Annotated in this window: 16 protein-coding genes, 1 tRNA gene and 2 pseudogenes; 12 read left to right on the top strand and 7 right to left on the bottom strand. The window is 73.2% G+C overall.

The window, feature by feature from the left end:
* From J1M41_RS08785 to J1M41_RS08775, 3 genes and pseudogenes are all read left to right on the top strand, one after another.
* A pseudogene (locus J1M41_RS08785) lies at window positions 1-346 on the top strand (FeoA domain-containing protein); the annotation flags it as partial.
* A 159-nt stretch (window positions 347-505) separates the two neighbouring features.
* Window positions 506-1,000: an HNH endonuclease gene (locus tag J1M41_RS08780; protein WP_036382503.1), complete on the top strand. Its 495-nt coding sequence runs from the start codon at window positions 506-508 to the stop codon at window positions 998-1,000.
* Window positions 1,001-1,076: 76 nt separating this feature from the next.
* Window positions 1,077-2,945 carry an ABC transporter ATP-binding protein gene (locus J1M41_RS08775; protein ID WP_206451585.1) on the top strand — a complete coding sequence of 623 codons (1,869 nt, stop codon included), beginning with the start codon at window positions 1,077-1,079 and terminating at the stop codon, window positions 2,943-2,945.
* Between the two features lie 26 nt (window positions 2,946-2,971).
* Here J1M41_RS08775 and J1M41_RS08770 read toward each other — a convergent pair.
* Together J1M41_RS08770 and J1M41_RS08765 are read right to left on the bottom strand one after the other, a co-directional pair.
* Window positions 2,972-3,045, bottom strand: a tRNA-Arg gene (locus J1M41_RS08770).
* 52 nt (window positions 3,046-3,097) lie between these two features.
* Complete coding sequence (locus J1M41_RS08765; RefSeq protein WP_036317981.1) at window positions 3,098-3,745, bottom strand: hypothetical protein; 648 nt, start codon at window positions 3,743-3,745, stop codon at window positions 3,098-3,100.
* Between the two features lie 242 nt (window positions 3,746-3,987).
* Here J1M41_RS08765 and pcrA point away from each other — a divergent pair, with 242 nt between their 5' ends.
* From pcrA to sucD, 3 genes are all read left to right on the top strand, one after another.
* Complete coding sequence (gene pcrA, locus J1M41_RS08760) at window positions 3,988-6,543, top strand: DNA helicase PcrA (RefSeq protein WP_206451584.1); 2,556 nt, start codon at window positions 3,988-3,990, stop codon at window positions 6,541-6,543.
* Between the two features lie 184 nt (window positions 6,544-6,727).
* Window positions 6,728-7,897: an ADP-forming succinate--CoA ligase subunit beta gene (gene sucC, locus J1M41_RS08755; protein WP_206451583.1), complete on the top strand. Its 1,170-nt coding sequence runs from the start codon at window positions 6,728-6,730 to the stop codon at window positions 7,895-7,897.
* A gap of 27 nt (window positions 7,898-7,924) precedes the next feature.
* Window positions 7,925-8,845 carry a succinate--CoA ligase subunit alpha gene (gene sucD / locus J1M41_RS08750; RefSeq protein ID WP_061867723.1) on the top strand — a complete coding sequence of 307 codons (921 nt, stop codon included), beginning with the start codon at window positions 7,925-7,927 and terminating at the stop codon, window positions 8,843-8,845.
* A gap of 124 nt (window positions 8,846-8,969) precedes the next feature.
* Here the strand turns inward: sucD and J1M41_RS08745 are convergent, their stop codons facing one another.
* Entirely contained in the window at window positions 8,970-9,962 is a 993-nt protein-coding gene (locus J1M41_RS08745) for a VIT1/CCC1 transporter family protein (RefSeq protein ID WP_342214094.1), read from the bottom strand.
* Between the two features lie 245 nt (window positions 9,963-10,207).
* Here J1M41_RS08745 and J1M41_RS08740 point away from each other — a divergent pair, with 245 nt between their 5' ends.
* Both J1M41_RS08740 and J1M41_RS08735 read left to right on the top strand, forming a co-directional pair.
* Window positions 10,208-10,627 (top strand): YidH family protein, encoded by a 420-nt coding sequence (locus tag J1M41_RS08740; protein ID WP_041103054.1) that lies wholly within the window; start codon window positions 10,208-10,210, stop codon window positions 10,625-10,627.
* A 4-nt stretch (window positions 10,628-10,631) separates the two neighbouring features.
* Window positions 10,632-10,955, top strand: a complete 324-nt coding sequence (locus J1M41_RS08735) for a DUF202 domain-containing protein (protein ID WP_060973605.1) — start codon at window positions 10,632-10,634, stop codon at window positions 10,953-10,955.
* Window positions 10,956-11,030: 75 nt separating this feature from the next.
* Here the strand turns inward: J1M41_RS08735 and J1M41_RS08730 are convergent, their stop codons facing one another.
* Both J1M41_RS08730 and J1M41_RS08725 read right to left on the bottom strand, forming a co-directional pair.
* A complete protein-coding gene (locus J1M41_RS08730; RefSeq protein WP_145950424.1) occupies window positions 11,031-12,224 on the bottom strand; it encodes an alcohol dehydrogenase catalytic domain-containing protein in 1,194 nt (397 codons plus the stop codon).
* A 196-nt stretch (window positions 12,225-12,420) separates the two neighbouring features.
* Window positions 12,421-13,929, bottom strand: a complete 1,509-nt coding sequence (locus J1M41_RS08725) for a sodium:solute symporter (RefSeq protein WP_206451582.1) — start codon at window positions 13,927-13,929, stop codon at window positions 12,421-12,423.
* Between the two features lie 184 nt (window positions 13,930-14,113).
* Between J1M41_RS08725 and J1M41_RS08720 the strand changes: the two genes are divergently transcribed.
* The 4 genes and pseudogenes from J1M41_RS08720 (at window position 14,114) to J1M41_RS08705 (ending at window position 18,804) form a co-directional block, all read left to right on the top strand.
* Window positions 14,114-14,683: an XRE family transcriptional regulator gene (locus J1M41_RS08720; protein WP_041103047.1), complete on the top strand. Its 570-nt coding sequence runs from the start codon at window positions 14,114-14,116 to the stop codon at window positions 14,681-14,683.
* Window positions 14,684-14,757: 74 nt separating this feature from the next.
* Entirely contained in the window at window positions 14,758-15,774 is a 1,017-nt protein-coding gene (speB, locus tag J1M41_RS08715; RefSeq protein WP_206451581.1) for an agmatinase, read from the top strand.
* The gene (locus J1M41_RS08710; RefSeq protein WP_206451580.1) at window positions 15,771-17,489 is read left to right on the top strand and encodes a thiamine pyrophosphate-binding protein; all 1,719 of its coding nucleotides are present in this window, start codon (window positions 15,771-15,773) and stop codon (window positions 17,487-17,489) included. Before speB ends, J1M41_RS08710 begins: the two co-directional genes overlap by 4 nt.
* Before the next feature lie 258 nt (window positions 17,490-17,747).
* A pseudogene (locus tag J1M41_RS08705) lies at window positions 17,748-18,804 on the top strand (3,4-dioxygenase subunit beta).
* Window positions 18,805-18,859: 55 nt separating this feature from the next.
* Here J1M41_RS08705 and J1M41_RS08700 read toward each other — a convergent pair.
* Together J1M41_RS08700 and J1M41_RS08695 are read right to left on the bottom strand one after the other, a co-directional pair.
* The gene (locus tag J1M41_RS08700) at window positions 18,860-19,384 is read right to left on the bottom strand and encodes a pyridoxamine 5'-phosphate oxidase family protein (RefSeq protein ID WP_122053937.1); all 525 of its coding nucleotides are present in this window, start codon (window positions 19,382-19,384) and stop codon (window positions 18,860-18,862) included.
* A gap of 67 nt (window positions 19,385-19,451) precedes the next feature.
* A partial coding sequence (locus J1M41_RS08695) for an inositol monophosphatase (protein ID WP_206451579.1) occupies window positions 19,452-20,276 on the bottom strand: 825 nt, incomplete at its 5' end.

The following is a 20,276-nucleotide window of genomic DNA, read 5'->3' as shown; positions in this document are numbered from 1 at the left end:
CCCCTACGGCACCCCGATCCCGCCCCGGCCCGAGCAGGCCTCCGCCGAGGACTGGAGCCGCGACATGGGCCTGGCGGGCGCCCGGCTCTCCGAGGAGGCCGCCACCGCCGGCCGGTTCCGCGTCCGCGGGCTGGCCGAGGGCGTGCAGACCGACCCCGAGCTGCTGGCCCAGCTGGCCGGCGCCGGCGTGACCCCCGGCCGTGTGGTGCGTGCCGAGGCCGCCCGCGACGCCGGGTACATCCGGGTCGAGGGCGAGGCGGAGGACGGCGCGGCCGCGGACGGCGGGGCCCTCGAGCTGGCCGAGGCCACGGCCGCGCACGTGTGGGTCGAGCGTCTCGACGGCTGAGGCGCGGCGCGCCGTCGTCGTGCGTGACGGGGGCGTGATGGCCCGGTGACGGGCCGGTGAACCTCTTCCGCCGCCGCAGGCGACACGTGGCGCGCCGATGCACCCGCGTCTAGCGTGGAGACACGACGCCCCTGTGTCCCCACGCTTCCGAGGCCCCCGATGCGCACACTCGTCCTCAACGCCGGCTACGAACCCCTCTCGGTCGTCTCCGACCGCCGGGCGCTGCTGCTCGTGGCCACCGGCAAGGCGAGCGTGCTCGAGGACGCCGGTGACCCGATGCGCAGCCCCACCCGCGCGTGGGGCCGGCCCCTCGTGATCCTGCTGCACCAGTACATCCGGGTGCCCCACACGGACGCGGCCCCGGTCTCCCGCAAGGGCGTGCTGCGGCGGGACGGACACCGCTGCGCCTACTGCGGCGCCCACGCCACCACCGTGGACCACGTGCGGCCGCGCTCGCGGGGCGGCGAGAACACGTGGGAGAACCTCGTGGCCTGCTGCCTGCGCTGCAACGGGGCGAAGGCGGACCGCTCGCTCGAGGCCCTGGGCTGGCGGCTGCGGGTGGAGCCGGTGCGCCCGCGCGGGGCCCAGTGGCGGATCCGCGAGCTGGAGCGGCCCGCCGAAGCGTGGCGGGACTACCTGCGCCTGGCCGCCTGACGCCGGAAGCGGAATCGCGCCCGCCCGTGCCCGCCGGTTCCTAGACTCTCGAACGGTCGAGAGAGCGGAGGGGCCCATGAGCATGGAGTCGGCGGCACGGATGTCCATGATGCGGATGACCCGCGGACAGTCCGACGCCCAGCAGAGCCTCGCCCGCGGCACGGTGCGCCGGACCATCGCGTTCGCGGGCCGGTACCGCACCCGACTGATCGTGTTCGTCGCGGCGTCCATCGTGGGCGCGGTGCTCGGCGTGGCCTCGCCCGTGCTGGCCGGCGACGTCGTCAATGCGATCACCGGCGGCGCGGACCGCGGGCTCGTGGTGCGGCTGGCACTGCTGATCGCCCTCGTGGCCGTGCTCGACGCGGCGCTGTCCGTGTTCACCAAGTGGCTCTCCTCCGGGCTGGGGGAACGCGTCATCTACGACTTGCGCACCGCCGTGTTCGACCACGTGCAGCGCATGCCGGTGGCGTTCTTCCAGCGCACCCGCACCGGCGCGCTCGTCTCACGCCTGAACAACGACGTGATCGGGGCGCAGTCGGCGATCTCGCGGACCCTCTCCGGCGTCGTCGCGAACGTGGTGTCCGTGGCGCTGACCCTGGGCGTCATGGTGGCCACCAGCTGGCAGGTCACCGTCCTGTCCCTCGTGATGCTGCCGCTGTTCCTGCTGCCGGCCCGGGCGGTCGGCTCGAAGCTGGCGGGCCTGTCCCGCGAACGGGCCGGGCACAACGCGGCCATGGGCGACCAGATGACCGAGCGGTTCTCCGCTCCCGGCGCCACGCTCATCAAGCTCTTCGGCCGCCCCGCCACCGAGTCCGCCGAGTTCGCCCGCCGTGCGGACCGCGTGCGCGCCACCGGCGTGGACATCTCCGTGCGCCAGGCCGTCTTCACCACGCTGCTCACCCTGGTCTCCGCGCTCGCGCTCGCGGCCGTGTACGGCGTGGGCGGGCTCCAGGCGATCGCGGGCACCCTCGACGCCGGCGACGTCGTCACCCTCGCCCTGCTGCTGACCCGCCTCTACGCGCCGCTGACCGCGCTGGCGAACGCCCGCGTGGAGATCATGAGCGCGCTCGTGAGCTTCGAGCGCGTGTTCGAGGTCCTGGACCTGGAGCCGCTCATCACGGAGCCCGCGCGGCCCGCGGCCCTGCCCGAGGGGCCCCTGTCCGTGCGGCTGCGGGACGTGCGCTTCGCCTACCCCACCGCGGAGCAGGTGTCCCTGGCCTCCCTCGAGGAGGTCGCCGTGCTGGACACGCGCGGCGGCGAGGAGGTGCTGCACGGGATCGACGTGGCCGTGCCCGCCGGGGCCACCGTGGCCCTCGTGGGCTCTTCGGGTGCGGGCAAGTCCACCATCGCCTCGCTCGTCACGCGCCTGCACGACGTCACCTCCGGCGCCGTCGAGATCGGCGACGTGGACGTGCGGGACCTCGCGTTCGCGGACCTGCAGCGGGCCGTGGGCATGGTGACCCAGGACGGCCACCTCTTCCACGAGACCGTGCGCGCCAACCTGACGCTGGCCCGCCCCGACGCGACGGACGAGCAGCTGTGGGACGCCGTCGAGCGGGCCCGCCTGCGCCCCGTGGTCGAGGCGCTGCCGGACGGGCTGGATACCGTGGTCGGCGAGCGCGGCTACCGCCTCTCCGGCGGCGAGCGGCAGCGCATGACGATCGCGCGGCTGCTGCTGGCGGCCCCGCGCGTCGTGGTGCTGGACGAGGCGACGGCGGCGCTGGACTCCACCAACGAGCGCGCCATCCAGGAGGCGCTGGGGGAGGCGCTGGCCGGGCGGACCGCGATCGTGATCGCGCACCGGCTCTCCACCGTGCGCAACGCGGACGAGATCCTCGTGGTCGAGGCCGGGCGGATCGTGGAGCGCGGCACGCACGCCGAGCTGCTCGCGGCGGACGGACGGTACGCGGAGCTCTACACCACGCAGTTCGCCGACGCGGAATGAGGCGGCGGCCGGACCGGCCACCCGGGTGCCCCAGGCCGGAATCGAACCGACGGCCTACCCTTTAGGAGAGGGTCGCTCTATCCAACTGAGCTACTGGGGCGCGGACCGCGCGTCGCGCGCGCCGGTCCGGTGAGCGAGTCTAGCCGAGCCTTTCAGGCCGCCCGCGCGGCGCGACCACGACGGCGCCGCCCGGCCCACAGCATCACGGCCACCGCCAGCGCGAGCAGCGCCAGCAGGACCCAGCGGGTCAGCGTCAGGGCGGCGGCCAGGCCGGTGCCCGGGCCGCCGGCGGCGATCGCCTGCTCGATCGCGATGTTCTCGCAGATGTCCACGACCGCGAACAGCACGCCCAGCCCGAAGACGGCCCACTTGGCGCCGACGGGACGCAGGCGCCATGCGCCGACCGCGGTGACCGTCAGTGCCACGGCGATCGGGAAGATCACGCCGGCCGTCTTGTGCACCCAGTTCAGCTGGCCGCGGGCGTCCTCGTCCATGACCGCGGAGAGCGCGCGGATGTGGTCCTGCCCGTAGAACAGCAGGGAGTCCGGCATCGCCAGGCCGCCGCTGAGCTGGGTCATCTGCTGCAGCACCAGCAGATGGAGGTACGCGCCCACGAGCAGGGTGGTCACGATCAGCGCGCTCACCGGGATCGCCGGGCTGCCCTCGCGCTCAGCGGCCGCGGCGAGGTCCTCACGGACGTTGACGTCCCGCAGCGTGGGACGGGAGCGCGGGGACTCGGCGACCGGGCGCGCGGCGGGCCGCGACGGGCGCGGACGGGACTTGCGGGACTTCTGGGACACGGGGCACCTCCGCGGTCCATCCTCCCAGACCGTCCGAGCCGGCCCGGCCCCGCGCCGCCCAGCCCAGCCCAGCTCACTTTCGAACGTGAAATCGGGGTCATGGGAACTTTCGAACGCGAGATAGGCCCCACATCACGTTCGAAAGTGCGGGTGGGGGCGAGTCCGGGGCGGGCGGCGCGGTGGGGGATGGCGACGACGGCGCCCCCTGTCGCGTCCGGAGCCCCGCCTAGACTGGGTCCGCCATGGCTGACCTCTTCTCCGCGCTCGGACGCACGCCCCTGAACCTCGACCGGACCCGCCGCCCCGCGGATCCGGAGACGGCTCTGCCCGGGCTCGTCCCCGCGGCCGTCACCCGCGCCGGTTTCGACCCGGAGGCCGGCGCCCGGTCCGGCGGCGTCGTCGCACCGACCCCCGAAGGGCTCGTGGCAGGGTTGAACCCGCAACAGGCGCAGGCCGTGCAGCACACCGACTCGCCGCTGCTGATCGTCGCCGGCGCAGGCTCGGGCAAGACGCGCGTGCTCAGCCACCGGATCGCGTGGCTGCTGGCCACGGGCCGGGCCAGCCCCCACGAGATCCTCGCGATCACCTTCACGAACAAGGCCGCCGCGGAGATGCGCGAGCGCGTGGCCGGGCTGATCGGCCCCACCGCCCAGCGGATGTGGATCTCCACGTTCCACTCCTCCGCCGTGCGGCTGCTGCGCAACGAGGCCGCCAACATCGGGCTGAAGTCCACGTTCACCATCTACGACTCGGCGGACAGCCTGCGCCTGGTCACCACCGTCGCCAAGCAGCACGAGCTGGACCCGAAGCGCTTCGCGCCCAAGGCCCTGCTGAACCGCATCAGCTCCCTGAAGAACGAGCTCGTGGAGGCGGACGACTACGCCGCCACCGTGGCCGAGGGGGACCCGTGGGGCCGCGCCGTCGCCGCCGTCTACCGGGACTACACGGCCCGCCTGCGCCAGGCCAACGCCCTGGACTTCGACGACCTGATCGGCATGACCGTCCACATGTTCGAGGCGTTCCCGCGCGTGCTGGACAACTACCGCCGCCGGTTCCGCCACGTCCTCGTGGACGAGTACCAGGACACCAACCACGCCCAGTACCGCCTGATCCGGCTCCTCGCCGGCCCGGCGGGCGACCCCGAGGGTGTGGAGACCCCCGGCGGCGAGCTGACCGTCGTCGGCGACTCGGACCAGTCCATTTACGCGTTCCGCGGCGCGGACATCCGCAACATCATCGAGTTCGAGCAGGACTTCACGGACGCCGTCACCATCAAGCTCGAGCAGAACTACCGCTCCACGCAGACCATCCTGGACGCCGCCAACGCGGTGATCGAGCGCAACCCGGACCGCCGCCCCAAGCGCCTGTGGACGGCCGAGGGGGAGGGCCCAGCGATCGTCGGCTACGCCGCGGAGAACGAGTCCGCCGAAGCGGAGTGGATCGCCACCACCATCGACCGGCTGCAGGACGAGGACGGGATCCGCCCGGCCGACGTCGCCGTGTTCTACCGGACCAACGCGCAGTCCCGCGCGCTCGAGGAGCGGCTGGTGACGCGCGGCATCCCGTACCGCGTCATCGGCGGCACGCGCTTCTACGACCGCAAGGAGATCAAGGACGCGCTCGCCTACCTGCGGGTGATCGTCAACCCCGACGACGACGTCAACGTGCGCCGCATCCTCAACGAGCCCAAGCGGGGCATCGGGGACCGGGCCGAGGGCGCCATCGCCGCGTGGGCCGAGCGCAACCGCTCCACGTTCTCCGCGGCCCTGCGCGACGCCGAGAACGCCCCCGGCATGGCCGCGCGCTCGCTCAAGGCCGTCCGTGGCTTCGTGCAGATGATGGACGACCTCGGCCAGGTCGCCGAGTCCGCCGGCCCGGCCACCGTCCTGGAGGCCGTCCTCGAGCAGTCCGGCATGCTGGCCGCCCTCCGCGAGTCCGAGGACCTGCAGGACGAGTCCCGCGCGGACAACCTCGGCGAGCTCGTCGCCGTCGTCCGCTCCTTCGAGACGTCGCACCCGGACGGCACCCTGTCCGACTTCCTCGAGCAGGTCGCGCTCGTGGCGGACGCGGACCAGCTGCCCACGGCCCCGGACGTGGAGGGCGAGGCGCTCGCGGAGCAGCAGGGCCAGGTCACGCTCATGACGCTGCACACCGCCAAGGGCCTCGAGTTCCCCGTGGTGTTCCTGACGGGCATGGAGCACGGGGTGTTCCCGCACGCCCGCTCGATGACGGACGAGAAGGAGCTCGCGGAGGAGCGTCGCCTGGCGTACGTGGGCCTGACGCGCGCCCGCCGTCGCCTGTTCCTGACGCGCGCCGAGGCGCGTTCGCTGTGGGGCCAGCACCAGTTCAACCCGCCCAGCCAGTTCCTCGGGGAGATCCCGGAGACGCTCATCGACTGGGAGCGGGAGGGCACCACCCGCTCGGCCGGCTCGTTGAGCCTGACCGGCGCCGGCACCTCGCGCTACGCGGGGCGGTTCGGGGGCGGCCGGCCGGCCTGGCGGTCCCGGGACGACGACGGCGCGCGACCCCAGCGCCTCACCCGCGGGGACGAGCCGGCGGACCTCACGGTGCCCTCCGGCGTGGTGCGCGGGAAGGCGCCGAGCCGGGTGCAGCCGCAGAAGGAGATCGTGGCGCTCAGCCCGGGCGACCGCGTCTCCCACGCCACGTTCGGCGAGGGGCGCGTGGACGCCGTCGCGGGCGCGGGGGACAAGACCGTCGCGACCGTCACCTTCGACGCCACCGGGGCGCAGAAGCGGCTGCTGCTGCGCTACGCCCCGCTGACGAAGGTCGAGGGCTGACGGGACCGGCCCGCCGACCCCCCGGTCGCCCCGGGGCGTGGACTACAGTGAGCCGTGGAACGCCGCCGTCCGCCGCCCCGCCGTGCCCCCGCGCCCGGCCCGGCCACGGAGGGGGCGTCGACGTCGGCCGCGCCCGCGGGCGAGGCCGGCAGACCCTGTCTTCGACCAAGAAGGACACACCACCGTGGACCTGTATGAGTACCAGGCGCGCGATCTGTTCGAGGCGCACGGCGTCCCCGTGCTGGCCGGCATCGTTGCGCAGACCCCGGACGAGGCCAAGGCGGCCGCGGAGAAGATCGGCGGCGTCACCGTCGTCAAGGCGCAGGTGAAGGTCGGCGGCCGCGGCAAGGCCGGCGGCGTGAAGGTCGCCAAGACGGCCGACGAGGCCTACGAGCACGCCAAGGCCATCCTGGGGATGGACATCAAGGGCCACACCGTGCACCAGGTCATGATCGCCCAGGGCGCCGACATCGCCGAGGAGTACTACTTCTCCGTGCTGCTGGACCGCGCCAACCGCACCTACCTGGCCATGTGCTCGGTCGAGGGCGGCATGGAGATCGAGCAGCTCGCCGAGGAGCGCCCCGAGGCCCTCGCCAAGGTGCCCGTCTCCCCGCTGACCGGCATCGACGCCGAGACCGCCCAGAAGATCGTCACCGAGGCGGGCTTCCCCGAGGAGCTGCGCGCCGACGTCGCCGAGGTCATCCAGAAGCTCTGGGAGGTCTTCGAGAAGGAGGACGCCACCCTCGTCGAGGTGAACCCGCTGGTGAAGACCGGCGACGGCACGATCCTCGCCCTGGACGGCAAGGTCTCCCTCGACGACAACGCGGCGTTCCGCCACGAGGGCCACGCCGCCCTCGTCGACGAGCGCACCGAGGACCCGCTGGAGGCCAAGGCCAAGGCCAACGGCCTCAACTACGTGAAGCTGGACGGCCAGGTCGGCGTGATCGGCAACGGCGCCGGCCTCGTGATGTCCACCCTCGACGTCGTCGCGTACGCCGGCGAGAAGCACGGCGGCGTGAAGCCGGCCAACTTCCTGGACATCGGCGGCGGCGCCAACGCCGAGGTCATGGCCAACGGCCTCGACGTCATCCTGGGCGACGAGCAGGTCAAGTCCGTGTTCGTGAACGTCTTCGGCGGCATCACCGCGTGCGACCAGGTCGCGAACGGCATCGTCAAGGCCCTCGAGATCCTGGGTGACACCGCCACCAAGCCGCTGGTCGTGCGCCTGGACGGCAATGCCGTGGAGGAGGGCCGCCGCATCCTGCAGGAGGCGAACCACCCGCTCGTCACCCTGGCCGCCACCATGGACGAGGGCGCCGACAAGGCCGCCGAGCTCGCCCACTCCGTGAACTGACCGTTCGGAAAGACTGAGGAAACAGCTATGTCGATCTACCTGAACAAGGACTCCAAGGTCATCGTCCAGGGCATCACCGGCGGCGAGGGCACCAAGCACACCCGCCTCATGCTCAAGGCCGGCACGAACATCGTGGGCGGCGTGAACGCCCGCAAGGCCGGCACCACCGTGTCCCACGAGGACAAGGACGGCAACGCCGTCGAGCTGCCCGTCTTCGGCACCGTTAAGGAGGCCATGGAGAAGACCGGCGCGGACGTGTCCGTGGCCTTCGTGCCGCCGGCCTTCGCCAAGGACGCCGCGATCGAGGCCATCGAGGCCGAGATCCCGCTGCTCGTGGTCATCACGGAGGGCATCCCGGTGCAGGACTCCGCCGAGTTCTTCGCCCTGTCGCAGTCGAAGACCGGCGAGGACGGGAAGCCGAAGACCCGCATCATCGGCCCGAACTGCCCCGGCATCATCACCCCGGGCGAGGCCCTGGCCGGCATCACCCCGGCCACCATCACCGGCTCCGGCCCCATCGGCCTCGTGTCCAAGTCCGGCACGCTGACCTACCAGATGATGTACGAGCTGCGTGACTTCGGCTTCTCCACCGCCATCGGCATCGGCGGCGACCCGGTCATCGGCACTACCCACATCGACGCCCTCGAGGCGTTCGAGGCCGACCCGGACACCCAGGCCATCGTGATGATCGGTGAGATCGGCGGCGACGCCGAGGAGCGTGCGGCCGAGTTCATCAAGGCCAACGTCACCAAGCCGGTCGTCGGCTACGTGGCCGGCTTCACCGCCCCGGAGGGCAAGACCATGGGCCACGCCGGCGCCATCGTCTCCGGCTCCGCCGGCACCGCGCAGGCCAAGAAGGAGGCCCTCGAGGCCGCGGGCGTGAAGGTCGGCAAGACGCCGTCCGAGACCGCCCAGCTCATGCGGGAGATCCTGCAGGCCCAGGCCTGATCCCGCGGTGCGGGGCGCCCGCCGGCGCTCCGCACCGGCAGGCGGATGCACCACGGCCCCTGTCCCTCGTCCTGAGGGGCAGGGGCCGTGTGCTGTGCGGGGCAGACCAGGCGGTGGACGCCCGTCAGCCCACGTTCGCGCCGAAGAGCAGGCCGAGCACGTACGTCACGGCAGCGGCGCCGTAGCCGATCGCGAGCTGGCGCAGGCCCCGGGCCAGCGGTGAGGAGCCGGACAGCAGTCCGACCACACCGCCGGTGAAGAGCAGGGCCGCGCCCACCATCGCCGCCGCCAGGCCCAGGGCCCACAGCCCGGACATGCCGAAGATGTACGGCAGGATCGGGATGAGCGCGCCGGAGGCGAAGAACGCGAAGCTGGACAGGGAGGCGCTCCACGCCGAGCCGATCTCCGCGAAGGAGTCCGAGTGGTCCACGGGCCCCTGGGAGCCGTCGGGACGGGCGGAGAACTGCGGGTTGCAGTCGCACGTGAGATAGCCGAGGCGCTCGAGCGCGCGGTGCTCGGCGTCCTCGGGCGTCATGCCGCGGGCCAGGTAGACGAGCTTGAGCTCGTTGTGGTCCAGGTCCAGGTGCTGGGCCGCCTCGAGGGTGATCTGGGTGGGGGAGGAGGCCTCGAGCAGCTCCCGCTGGGACCGCACCGAGACGTACTCGCCGGCCGCCATGGACAGCGCGCCCGCCAGCAGGCCGGCCACGCCGGTGAACAGCACCACGGACGGCGCCACGCCCGTCGCGCCGATGCCCATCACGAGCGCCAGGTTGGAGACGAGCCCGTCGTTCATGCCGAAGACGGCGGCGCGGAAGTTGCCGGCCAGCTGCTCGCGACCCCGGGCGGCGAGGCCGCGCACGACCTCCTCGTGGATGGCCTCGTCCGCCACCATGCCCTCGGGGGCGTCCTGGTCCTCCGCGTAGGGAGTGTCCGACTCGGCGCGCTGGGCCAGGGCCAGCACGAACACGGAGCCGAAGATCCGCGCGAGCCAGCGCAGCAGGATGCGGTGCAGGGAGGGGCGCGGCGGGTTCTCGGCGTGCTCGCCCAGGAGGGCCCGCCAGTGCTGTTCGTGGCGGCGCTCGGCCTCGGCGAGGCCGAGCAGGATGTCGCGCTCCACGCCGTCCTTGCGAGCCGCGATGTCGCGGTAGATCTGGCCCTCGGCGATCTCGTCGGCGAGGTAGCGGCGCCAGCGTCGGACCTGTTCGCGGGTCGGCTCGGGACGTGCCGCGGGGGTGGCGGTGGGTGTGGGCGGGGCTCATGGGGCTCCATCGGATGGTCGGGCGGGGACGGGCGGCGCCGTCGCGGACCGCGGCGGCCGGGCGCGCCCGACCGGCCAGTCTACGCCGTCGCTACCATGGCCGCATGGACGCAGCAGAGACCCCCGACGGCCCCGAGACCGCCGCCCACGACGGCGGCCGGCCGGCCTGGCAGCACCGCCTCCTGGCGGGCGGGGAGGAGCCGGACCCCCGGTTCACGCTCGCCAACGAGCGCACGTTCCTGGCCTGGGTCCGGACGGCGCTGGCGCTGCTGGCCGGCGGGGTCGCGGTGGAGGCGTTCACCGGCGCCCTCTTCGCGCCGCCGGTCCGGGTGGTGCTGAGCACGGTGCTGCTCGTCCTGGCGGCGCTGCTCGCCCTGGGCGCGGGCGCGCGCTGGCTCCGGGTGGAGCGGGCGATGCGCCGCGGCCGTCCGCTGCCGCTGCCGCTGATCGTCCCGGTCCTCGCGGGGGGCGTCGTGCTGGCCGTCGTGGTGCTGCTGGCCGCCGTCGTCCTTCCGCGGGGCTGAGACGATGCGCCTGCATCACGACCCGGGGCTGCAGCCCGAGCGCACCGTGATGAGCTGGGGCCGCACGGTCCTGGCGCTGGGCGTCCTCAGTCTCACGTTCCTGAGGTGGTGGCCGGCCGTCGGCGCGTGGGCGTTCGGGCCTGCGGTGGTGGCGGCCGTCGGCGGGGCGGCGGTGCTGGCCACGCAGCGCCGGCGCTACGTGGCGCACGCGGACGGAATCGCGCGGGAGCAGGCCCGGCCGGCCCTGGCGTCGGTGGCCTGCATGGTCGCGCTGGTGGTGGGCTTGGCGGGCCTCGGGATCACCGCCACGCTGCTGCACGCGGCATGATCCGCGGACGACGACGGCGCCCCTCACCTGCGCGGGCAGGTGAGGGGCGCCATCGTGCCTCCGGGGGCGGACCGCTCAGCGGGCGATCATGCCGTGGGGGTCGATGACGAACTTCTCCAGGGACCCCTGGTCGAACTCCGCATAGGCCTGGGGTGCCTCGTCCAGGGTGATCACGCGCGGGTTGACCATCTCCGTCAGGTACGGCATCCGGTCCCACAGGATGGACATCATCAGCTGGCGGTTGTAGCGCATGATGGGCGCCTGGCCGCCGATGATGTGGGGCGACTTGATCCAGGCCTTGCCGAAGTCCACCGGGAAGGTGCCCTCCTGCTCGGCCTTCGTCTCCGCGATCGGGTTCGGCCCGTAGATGCCGATGATGCCCGTGGCGCCGCCCGGACGGGTGATGTCCAGGACCTGGTTCACGGCGGCGATCGGCTGCATCTCATCGGACGCGGAGCCCAGGCCGTGGGCCTCGGAGCCGACGCAGTCCACCGCGCAGTCCACCATCGGCTCGCCGAGGATGTCGTTCACGGCGTCCTGCAGGTTCTCCGTGGCGGAGAGGTCGATGGTCTCGCAGCCGTGCTTGCGCACCAGTTCCAGCCGCGAGGCGTCCTGGTCGCCCACGATGATGCACGAGGCGCCCAGCAGCCGAGCGGCGGCCGCGGCGCACCGGCCCACGGGGCCGGCACCGGCGATGTAGACGGTGGAGCCGGGCTTGGCGCCGGCCTCCATGAGGCCGTGGAACGCCGTCGGGAGGATGTCCGAGAGCACGGTCAGATCCAGGATCTTCTCCATCGCCTGCTCCTGGTCCGGGAAGCGCAGCAGCTGGAAGTCCGCGTACGGCACGAACAGGTACTCGGCCTGCCCGCCCTGGAAGCCGCCCAGATTGAAGCCGTAGGCGGCGCAGGCCTGCTCCGGGTTGGCGGTCTCACAGATCTCGGTCCGGCCGGCGCGGCAGTTGCGGCAGCGGCCGCAGGCCACGTTGAACGGCACGGAGACGAGGTCACCCTCCTTCAGGAACTGGACGTCGCTGCCGATCTCCAGCACCTGGCCGGTCATCTCGTGACCCAGCACCATGCCCTCGGGCGCGGGGAAGGACCCGCGGTAGATGTGCAGGTCGCTGCCGCAGATGTTGGTCGCGACGATCTTGAGGATGACGCCGTGCGGGGCGGCGGAGCCGTCGGGCATCTCCAGCTTGGGGAAGTCCAGCTCGTCGACGCGCACGTCCTTGATGCCGTGGAATGCCACGGCGCGATTCTTGGTGGTCATGGGAACCGTTGCCTTTCTGTCTCCAGCGAGGCCCGGGTGGATGGAAGCCGGAACGGCCCCGAGGGGGCGTCCCGGTCCCGAGCTATACGGAAACACTAGGGGCCGGGAGGAGCCTGAGGAAGGATCGCCCGCCGCCGCATCGTCTGGCCTGACCATCGTGCGGGCATCGGAGGACCGCAGGCCCCGGGCGCATCGGTCAGACCTGCGCTCGGACCGCGGGGTCGACGCCGTGGCGGGAGCGCACCCGCCAGGCCTCGAGGACCGCGGGGTCGGTGGGCCGGGTCATCAGGCTGAGGAGCACGTACACGACGGCGGAGGCGGCCAGGCCGACGTAGATCGGCTCGTTCGCGAAGACACCCTCGAAGGGCTCAGCCGCGTTCAGCTCGAGCCAGCCCATGGTGCCGAGGGTGCCCACCGTCCCGACCACCATGGACCACAGGGCGGCCGTGCCGGTGCCGCGCTTCCACACGAGGCCGCCGACGATCGCGACGAACAGGCCGCCCACGAGGATGTCGTACGCGATGGTCAGGGCCGCCACCACGTCCGGGACGACGATCGCCAGCCCCAGCACGACGGCGCCGAGCAGCAGCACCCAGCCGCGGTTCGAGGCGAGCTCCGCCGCGGTCTGCGTGGCCGCGTCCTCGGCGACGGCGCCGTCCTCGGCGGCGGTGGCCTCGCCGCGGAGGATCGGGAGGATGTCGGTGCGCATCACGGTCGAGGCCGCGATGATCGCCCCCGAGGCGGTGGACATCATGGCCGCGACGGCGGCCGCCAGGGCCACGCCGCCCACGCCGACGGGCAGCAGGTTCTGGGCGACCCACGCGAACACGTCGTCCGTGGCGGCGATGTCCGCGGTGACCGTGCGGGCGGCCATGCCGATCACGGCGCCGGCGACGCCGTACCCGATGCAGTACAGCCCCGCGGTGGCACCGCCGATCTGGGCCACGCGCGGGGAGCGGGCCGTGAACACGCGCTGCCAGACGTCCTGGCCGATCAGCAGGCCGAGGGTGTAGATCACGAAGTAGGTGACGATCGACTGCACGCCGATCCCGTCCCAGCTGAAGAACTCGGCGCCCAGGCGCTCCTGCATGGCGCTCCAGCCGCCGGCGTTGGCCAGGGAGAGGGGGAGCATGAGGGCGAACAGGCCGATGGTCATGATGAGGAACTGGGCCATGTCGGCCAGGGTGATGGACCACATGCCGCCGAGCACGGAGTAAGCCAGCACGATGGTGCCGCCCACCAGGACGGACAGCCAGCGGTCCCAGCCGAAGAGCACCACGAAGATCGACGCGTAGGCGCCCGTGGAGGTGGCGGCGAGCATGAGCGTGTAGGCGAGCATCACGAAGGAGGAGGCGTGCGAGGCCCCGCCGCGGCCGTACCGCAGGCGCAGCATCTGCGAGACGGTGTAGATCTTCAGGCGGGCCAGGATCGGGGCGAACGCCACCGACAGGATGAGCACGCCGACGCCGATGGCGGCCACGAGCCACGCGCCGGAGAGCCCGAACTCGTACCCCAGGCCGACGCCGCCCACGGTGGCGGCGCCGCCGAGCACGACGGCGGCCATGGTGCCGGTGAACAGCACCGGCCCGAGACGGCGGCCCGCCACGAGGTAGTCCTCCGAGCTGGCGGCGCGGGCCTTGCCCCACCAGCCGAAGGCGAGCATGCCGACCAGGTAAACGGCGACGATGGTCAGGTTGAGGGTCACGGGCGGTCCTTGGGGCGAGGGGATCCGGGGCGCCGGATGCGGGGGCGCCGCGGCGGGACAGGAGTGATCGGCGTGTTGCCGATCACACGAACCGGGTCTACGGTAAACACATGTTGCTTATCAGACAACATGTCGTCCAGGGGGACATCGGCGATGTCGCCTGGCCGACGTCGGGAGGAGCGCGATGAAGGCCCTCCCGCTCGAGACCGCGCCGGGCCAGGCGCTGATCGGCCGTCGGCTGCGTGCGCTGCGCGAGGCGCGGCGGCTCACCGTGGCCCAGCTGGCCGAGGCGGCCGGCGTCAGCAAGGGCTTCCTCTCCCGCCTCGAGCGGGACCTGACGAGCCCGTCCGTGAGCACGCTCGTGACCCTGTGCCAGGTGCTCGGCGCGAGCCCGGGCGACGTCCTGGACGCGCCCGAGGTGACGGTCGTGCGCCTCGCCGACGCCCCCGCGGTCAACCTCGGCGGCGAGGGCATCCGCGAGCGCCTGATCACCCCGCGCGGCAGTCGCGACCTGCAGATCCTGCGCGCTGACATCGCGCCGCGCGGCCGCGGGGAGGCGGAGCTGTACACCGTGGACTGCCGCGTGGAGGCGGTGCACGTGGTCACCGGCCGCCTCGAGCTGCGGACCACCGAGGCCGTGCACCTGTTGGAGGAGGGGGACACCGTCACCTTCCCCGGCCGCGAGCCCCACTCGTGGGCCAATCCGGACGACCGCCCCGCCGTCGTGCTGTGGACCCTCGTGGGCCACGCGTGACCCCGTCCGGCGCGCCCACACCGGACAGACCAGACCGACCAGACCGAACCGAACCGCCCAGAGAGGACATCCAGATGCTCGAGATCCCCCGCGTCGAGGACAACGGCCGCCTCGGCCCCGTGAACTCCGCCCTCGTGCCCCGCTACGGCGGCACCCCCACCTACGCGCTGCTGCCGCGCCTGGACGAGGCGGCCGCGGCCGGCGTCGCCCCGGAGATCAAGGTGGTCGGCGTGCCGTTCGACGCCGGCGTCTCCTACCGCCCCGGTGCACGCTTCGGGTCCGGCCACGTGCGGCAGTCCTCGCGGCTGCTGCGCCCGTACAACCCCGCCACGGACACCTCGCCCTTCGCGCAGGCCCAGGTGGTGGACGCCGGGGACATGGCGGTGAACCCGTTCGACATCGGCGAGGCCATCGAGGCGATCCAGCAGGACGCGATGGACCTCACCGAGGACGGCTCCTCGCTCATGACCATCGGCGGCGACCACACCATCGCGCTGCCGCTGTTGCGCGCCGCCTCCGCCCGTGCGGGTGAGCCCGTGGCCCTGCTGCACTTCGACGCCCACCTGGACACGTGGGACACCTACTTCGGCGCCGAGTACACCCACGGCACGCCGTTCCGCCGCGCCGTGGAGGAGGGGATCCTGGACACCGAGGCCATCTCGCATGTGGGCACGCGCGGTCCGCTCTACGGCAAGAAGGACCTCGACGACGACCACCGCATGGGCTTCGGCATCGTCACCTCCTCGGACGTGTTCCGTCAGGGCGTGGACGAGATCGTGGACCAGCTGCGCCAGCGCATCGGGGGCCGGCCGCTCTACATCTCGGTGGACATCGACGTCCTCGACCCCGCGCACGCGCCGGGCACCGGCACTCCCGAGGCCGGCGGCATCACGAGCCGCGAGCTGCTCGAGATCCTCCGCGGCCTGCGCGGGCTCGACATCGTGGGCGCGGATCTGGTGGAGGTGGCCCCGGCCTACGACCACGCCGAGCTGACCGGCGTCGCCGCCTCCCACGTGGCCTACGACCTCATCTCCCTGATGGCCGACCGCCGCGCCACCCGCACGTCCGCCGGTGAGGAGCCGGGCCGATGACGGACGAGCAGACGACGACGGCGGCGGCTCCGCGGCGCAACGGCGGCGACCTCGCCGTCGAGACGCTCCACGCCCTGGGTGCACGGACGGTCTTCGGCATCCCGGGCCAGCACGCCCTCGGCCTCTTCGACGCCCTGTCCCGCTCCCCGCTGGAGTTCGTCTCGAACCGCGTGGAGAACAACGCCGCCTTCGCCGCGGACGGGTACGCCCGCGCCACCGGCGAGGTCGGCGTCCTGTTCCTGTCCACCGGCCCGGGCGCGCTCACCTCGCTGGCCGGCCTGCAGGAGGCGTACGCCACGGGCGTGCCGATGCTCGTGATCGCCTCGCAGATCCCGCTGTCCGGGCTCGGCGCCCGGCGCAAGGGCATGCTGCACCAGCTGGACGACCAGAAGGCCTCGGCCCGCAACGTCACCAAGGCCCAGTTCACGGTCCACCACGCCTCGGGCATCCCGTCCGCCATCCAGGACGCGTGGGCCGAGGCCGTCACCGTGCCGCAGGGGCCGGTGTGGGTCGAGATCCCGCAGGACGTGCTGCTCGGCGAGGTCATGGTGCCCCCGGTCGAGGACGCCCTCGCCGTGCCCTACGACCACCCGCCGCGCGCCGAGCTCGTGGCCGAGTCCGTGCGCTGGCTGCGCGGGGCCGGGCGGGTGGCGATCGTGGCCGGCGGCGGCGTGCGCCGCTCCGGCCGGGCCGCGATGGCGAGCCTGCGGGAGGTCGCGGAGCTGCTCCAGGCACCCGTGGTCTGCTCGCCGGGCGGCAACACCGCCTTCCCGTGGGAGCACCCGCTCAGCCTCGGCGGCTGGGTGGAGGACCGCCTCGTCACGGACCTGCTCGAGGACGCGGAGGTGCTGCTCGTCGTGGGCTCCTCGCTCGGCGAGGTCACCTCGAACTACTTCACCCTCGAGCCGCGCGGCCGCCTCATCCAGGTGGACGCGGAGCCGCGCGTGCTGGAGACCAACCACCCCACGCTGGGTGTGCGCGCCGACGCCGGCCAGGCGCTCGAGGCGCTCGCCGCGGCGCTGCGCGAGTCGGGCTCGGTGGCGCAGGACGCCGCCGTCTGGCATGGCCGCACCCCGGCCGAGGTGGTCGCCGACGTCAACGCACGGATCGGCGCCCGTCTCGACGCCCAGGACCTCGGCGTGGAGCGCCGGCTCCTGGCGGACATCCGCGCCGCCGTCCCGTCGACCATGCAGACGTACTGGGACATGACCATCGCCGCCTACTGGGCGTGGAACTGCTGGGACGCGCAGGACGGCGAGTTCCACTCGGCGCAGGGCGCCGGGGGGCTCGGCTACGGGTTCCCGGCCGCGTTCGGCGGCGCGGTGGGCCTGGCCCACCAGGGACGCACCGGGATCGACGGGCGCGTGCTCGCCGTCGCCGGCGACGGCTCGGCGATGTACTCCATCGCCGAGCTCGCGGCCGCCAGGCAGCACGGCGCGGCGGTGACGTGGCTGATCATCGACGACGGCGGGTACGGCATCCTGCGCGAGTACATGGAGGGCGCGTTCGGCAAGGCCACGGCCACCGAGCTCGACCGGCCGGACTTCCAGGCCCTCGCCGCCTCCTTCGGCGTGCCCGCCGAGACGGTGGGAGTGGGGGACGTGCGCGGCGCGCTCGAGCGCTCGTTCCAGGCGGACGGGCCGAACGTCGTCGTGGTGCAGACCCGCCTGGCGATGTGGGCGCCGAGCCACCTGGGGGAGGCCCCGGAGGTCTGAGGCGGCCCGGCGCCGGAATCGCTGACTCGACCCTGAGAGTGTGCGCCACCTTTCCAGGTGCATGTTTCAGCAACGGAGCTGGACCGGCAGGTAGTTGAGGCGTCGACCGAGGCGCCGGCGGTCCCGCCCGTGTCAGAAACCGCCCAGGAGATGTCCTGGAACCATCCCGCCGATCTCACGAAAACGTCCGGCATCCGTTGCCATGCTGGCCTCTCGACGCGGTCCGCCACCCGGCGGGCGCCCCACGAGAGGAACTCCATGGCCCCCTGGCTCTCGATCCGCTCCCGCCGTCCCTTCCCCCAGGTCTCCGAGGGAGGCGAGGCCCCCGCCGTCACGCCCACCTTCGAGGGCCGGGCCTTCCACCGCCCGGCCGAGGACGTCGAGGACCAGGGCGCCGCCTTCGACGTCGGCACGCTCGTCTCCCGCCGCAACGCGCTGGGCATCTTCGGCGCGGGGGCGGGAGCCCTCGTCCTCGCCGCGTGCGGTGTCCAGGAGGGCGCCTCGTCCTCCTCCGGCTCGACGTCGGCGAGCGCCGGCTCCTCGTCACCCGCGGCCTCCTCCTCGTCGGCGGCGAGCGCCTCGCCGTCCGCCACCCTGACCGAGATGGTCACCGAGAACGCAGGCCCGTACCCGGGCGGCGGCTCCAACGGCCCGGACGTGCTCGACGCGTCCGGCATCGAACGTTCCGACCTGACCACGAGCATCGACACGGGCACCGCCGCCGAGGGCGTCCCGCTGAGGGTGACGATGAACGTGATCGACATGGCCAACGGCGACGCCGCCATGACCGGCGCCGCCGTGTACCTCTGGCACGCCGACGCGCAGGGCCGCTACTCGATGTACTCGGACGGCATCACGGAGGAGACCTACCTGCGCGGCGTCCAGGTGGTGGGCGACGACGGCACGGTCACCTTCACCACGGTGTGGCCCGGCTGCTACGACGGCCGGTGGCCCCACCTGCACTTCGAGGTGTTCCCGGACAAGGCGTCCATCACGGACGCGACGAACAACGTCCTCACCTCCCAGATCGCCATGCCCGAGGAGCAGTCCGCGCAGGTCTACGCCACCTCGGCCTACGACGGGTCCACGGAGAACTTCGCCGACGTCAGCCTCGAGACGGACAACGTCTTCTCGGACGGCTACGAGACGCAGCTGCCGCAGATCACGGGCTCCGTGGAGAAGGGCTTCGCCATCACCATCGACGTCCCGATCGACACCACCACTGAGCAGGAGCAGGGCGGGATGGATGGGCGGGCCCGGCGGTGGCCAGCCCCCGGCGGGCGGCGAGGGCGGCCAGCCCCCGGCGCAGCCCTGAGCCCGGCGGACGTGGGCTGAGCCGTCCGGCTCAGCCCACGCGTCCTGCCGGCGGCTCAGTCGGTCTGGGACTCGTTGCGCTCGGGGTGCGGGCCGAACACGAAGTGGCGGCCGGACACGCGCTGGACGTCCACGCGGACGTAGAAGTCCTTCAGCGTCGGCACCCACGGCTCGATGCCGAGGGACTCGGCCTCCGCGATCTCCGCCTCCGTGTCCAGGCGTCGCGCGGTGCCGTGCACGAGCACGGACCAGGCCTGGTCGGCCAGGATCCCGTCGGCCTGCACCACGACGCGCGGGTTCACCGTGAGCTCGGCGAGCTTCGAGCCGGGCGCGGTGCGGAAGTAGATGGCGCCGTCGTGGGCCCGCACGTTCACCGGCACGATATCCGGCCGCCCGTCCACGGCCAGCCCGAGGCGCGCGTGGCGCACACGGCGCAGCAGTCGCCAGACCTGGTCCTCGTCCAGCACCAGGACGGCCTCACCGTCCGGGTGCTCGAACATCAGGTGGTCCCCGGGCTCCGCGACCGGATCGGGGCGCTGCATCGACGGGGCGTCGTCGGTGTCATGGTGCTGCTGGGTCATCGGGGCCTCCTGGCGTGCCGGGACGGGCGCCGTCGGGCGCGGCGCTGAGATCGGGCTCACATCCACTCTATACATGGTCGGTCGCCCGCGAGGCGACGATGTCACCCAGCACCGCCGCCGTCGTCGGCGCCTCGCGGCCCGGGGCGACGGCGAGCGCGAACGGGCACGTGTGGGCGCGCGGGCCGTCGTCGACGAGCCGGCCCGACGACGGCGCCGCCGGGTCCGGCGTGAGCCACCTGCCCCCGGCACGACGCAGGATCAGCTGCCCCGCGGCCACGTCCCACGGCTTCGTGTCCACATACAGGGCGGCGTCAGCCCAGCCCGCCGCCGTGTGGGCGAGCTCGAGGGCGCCGGAGACGGTGCGGCGCACGGTCGCGTGGGCGGTCACGAGACGTCCGAAGCGGCGCAGCGCCTCCTCGCCCTCGCACGCGAGCGCCTCGCCCGCCGGATAGGAGGTCACCAGGTTCTGGGCGCGCTCGCCGCCGGCCGGCGCCGGCCGGGCGACCTCGGCCAGCGGGCGCTCCGGCCCGTCGCCGCGGGCGAGGTAGGCGCCGTCCTCGTCGGCGGAGAACGCCAGCCCGCCCACGGGGTCCAGCACGACGCCGGCCACCACCTCGCCGTCGACCTCGGCGGCCAGGGACACCGAGAACATCGCGAAGCCGTGCGCGAAGTTGGAGGTGCCGTCGATGGGGTCGACGATCCAGGTCAGCCGGGCGGCCTCACCGGTGCCGGCCCGCGCCCCGAGCTCCTCGCCGAGCACGCCGGAGCCGGGGACCGCCGTCGTGAGCGCGGCGACGAGCCGGGCCTCGGTGCGTCGGTCGTGGACCGTGACCAGGTCGTGGTGTGTGGTCTTGGCCTCGGGTCCGGTGGCGGTGGGGGAGCGGAAGGCGGC

It is taken from the genome of Micrococcus sp. KRD096, assembly GCF_017168495.1.
Lineage (GTDB): Bacteria > Actinomycetota > Actinomycetes > Actinomycetales > Micrococcaceae > Micrococcus > Micrococcus luteus.
The sequence above is the reverse complement of the archived record's forward strand: the minus strand, read 5'-3'. Positions and strand labels throughout refer to the sequence as shown.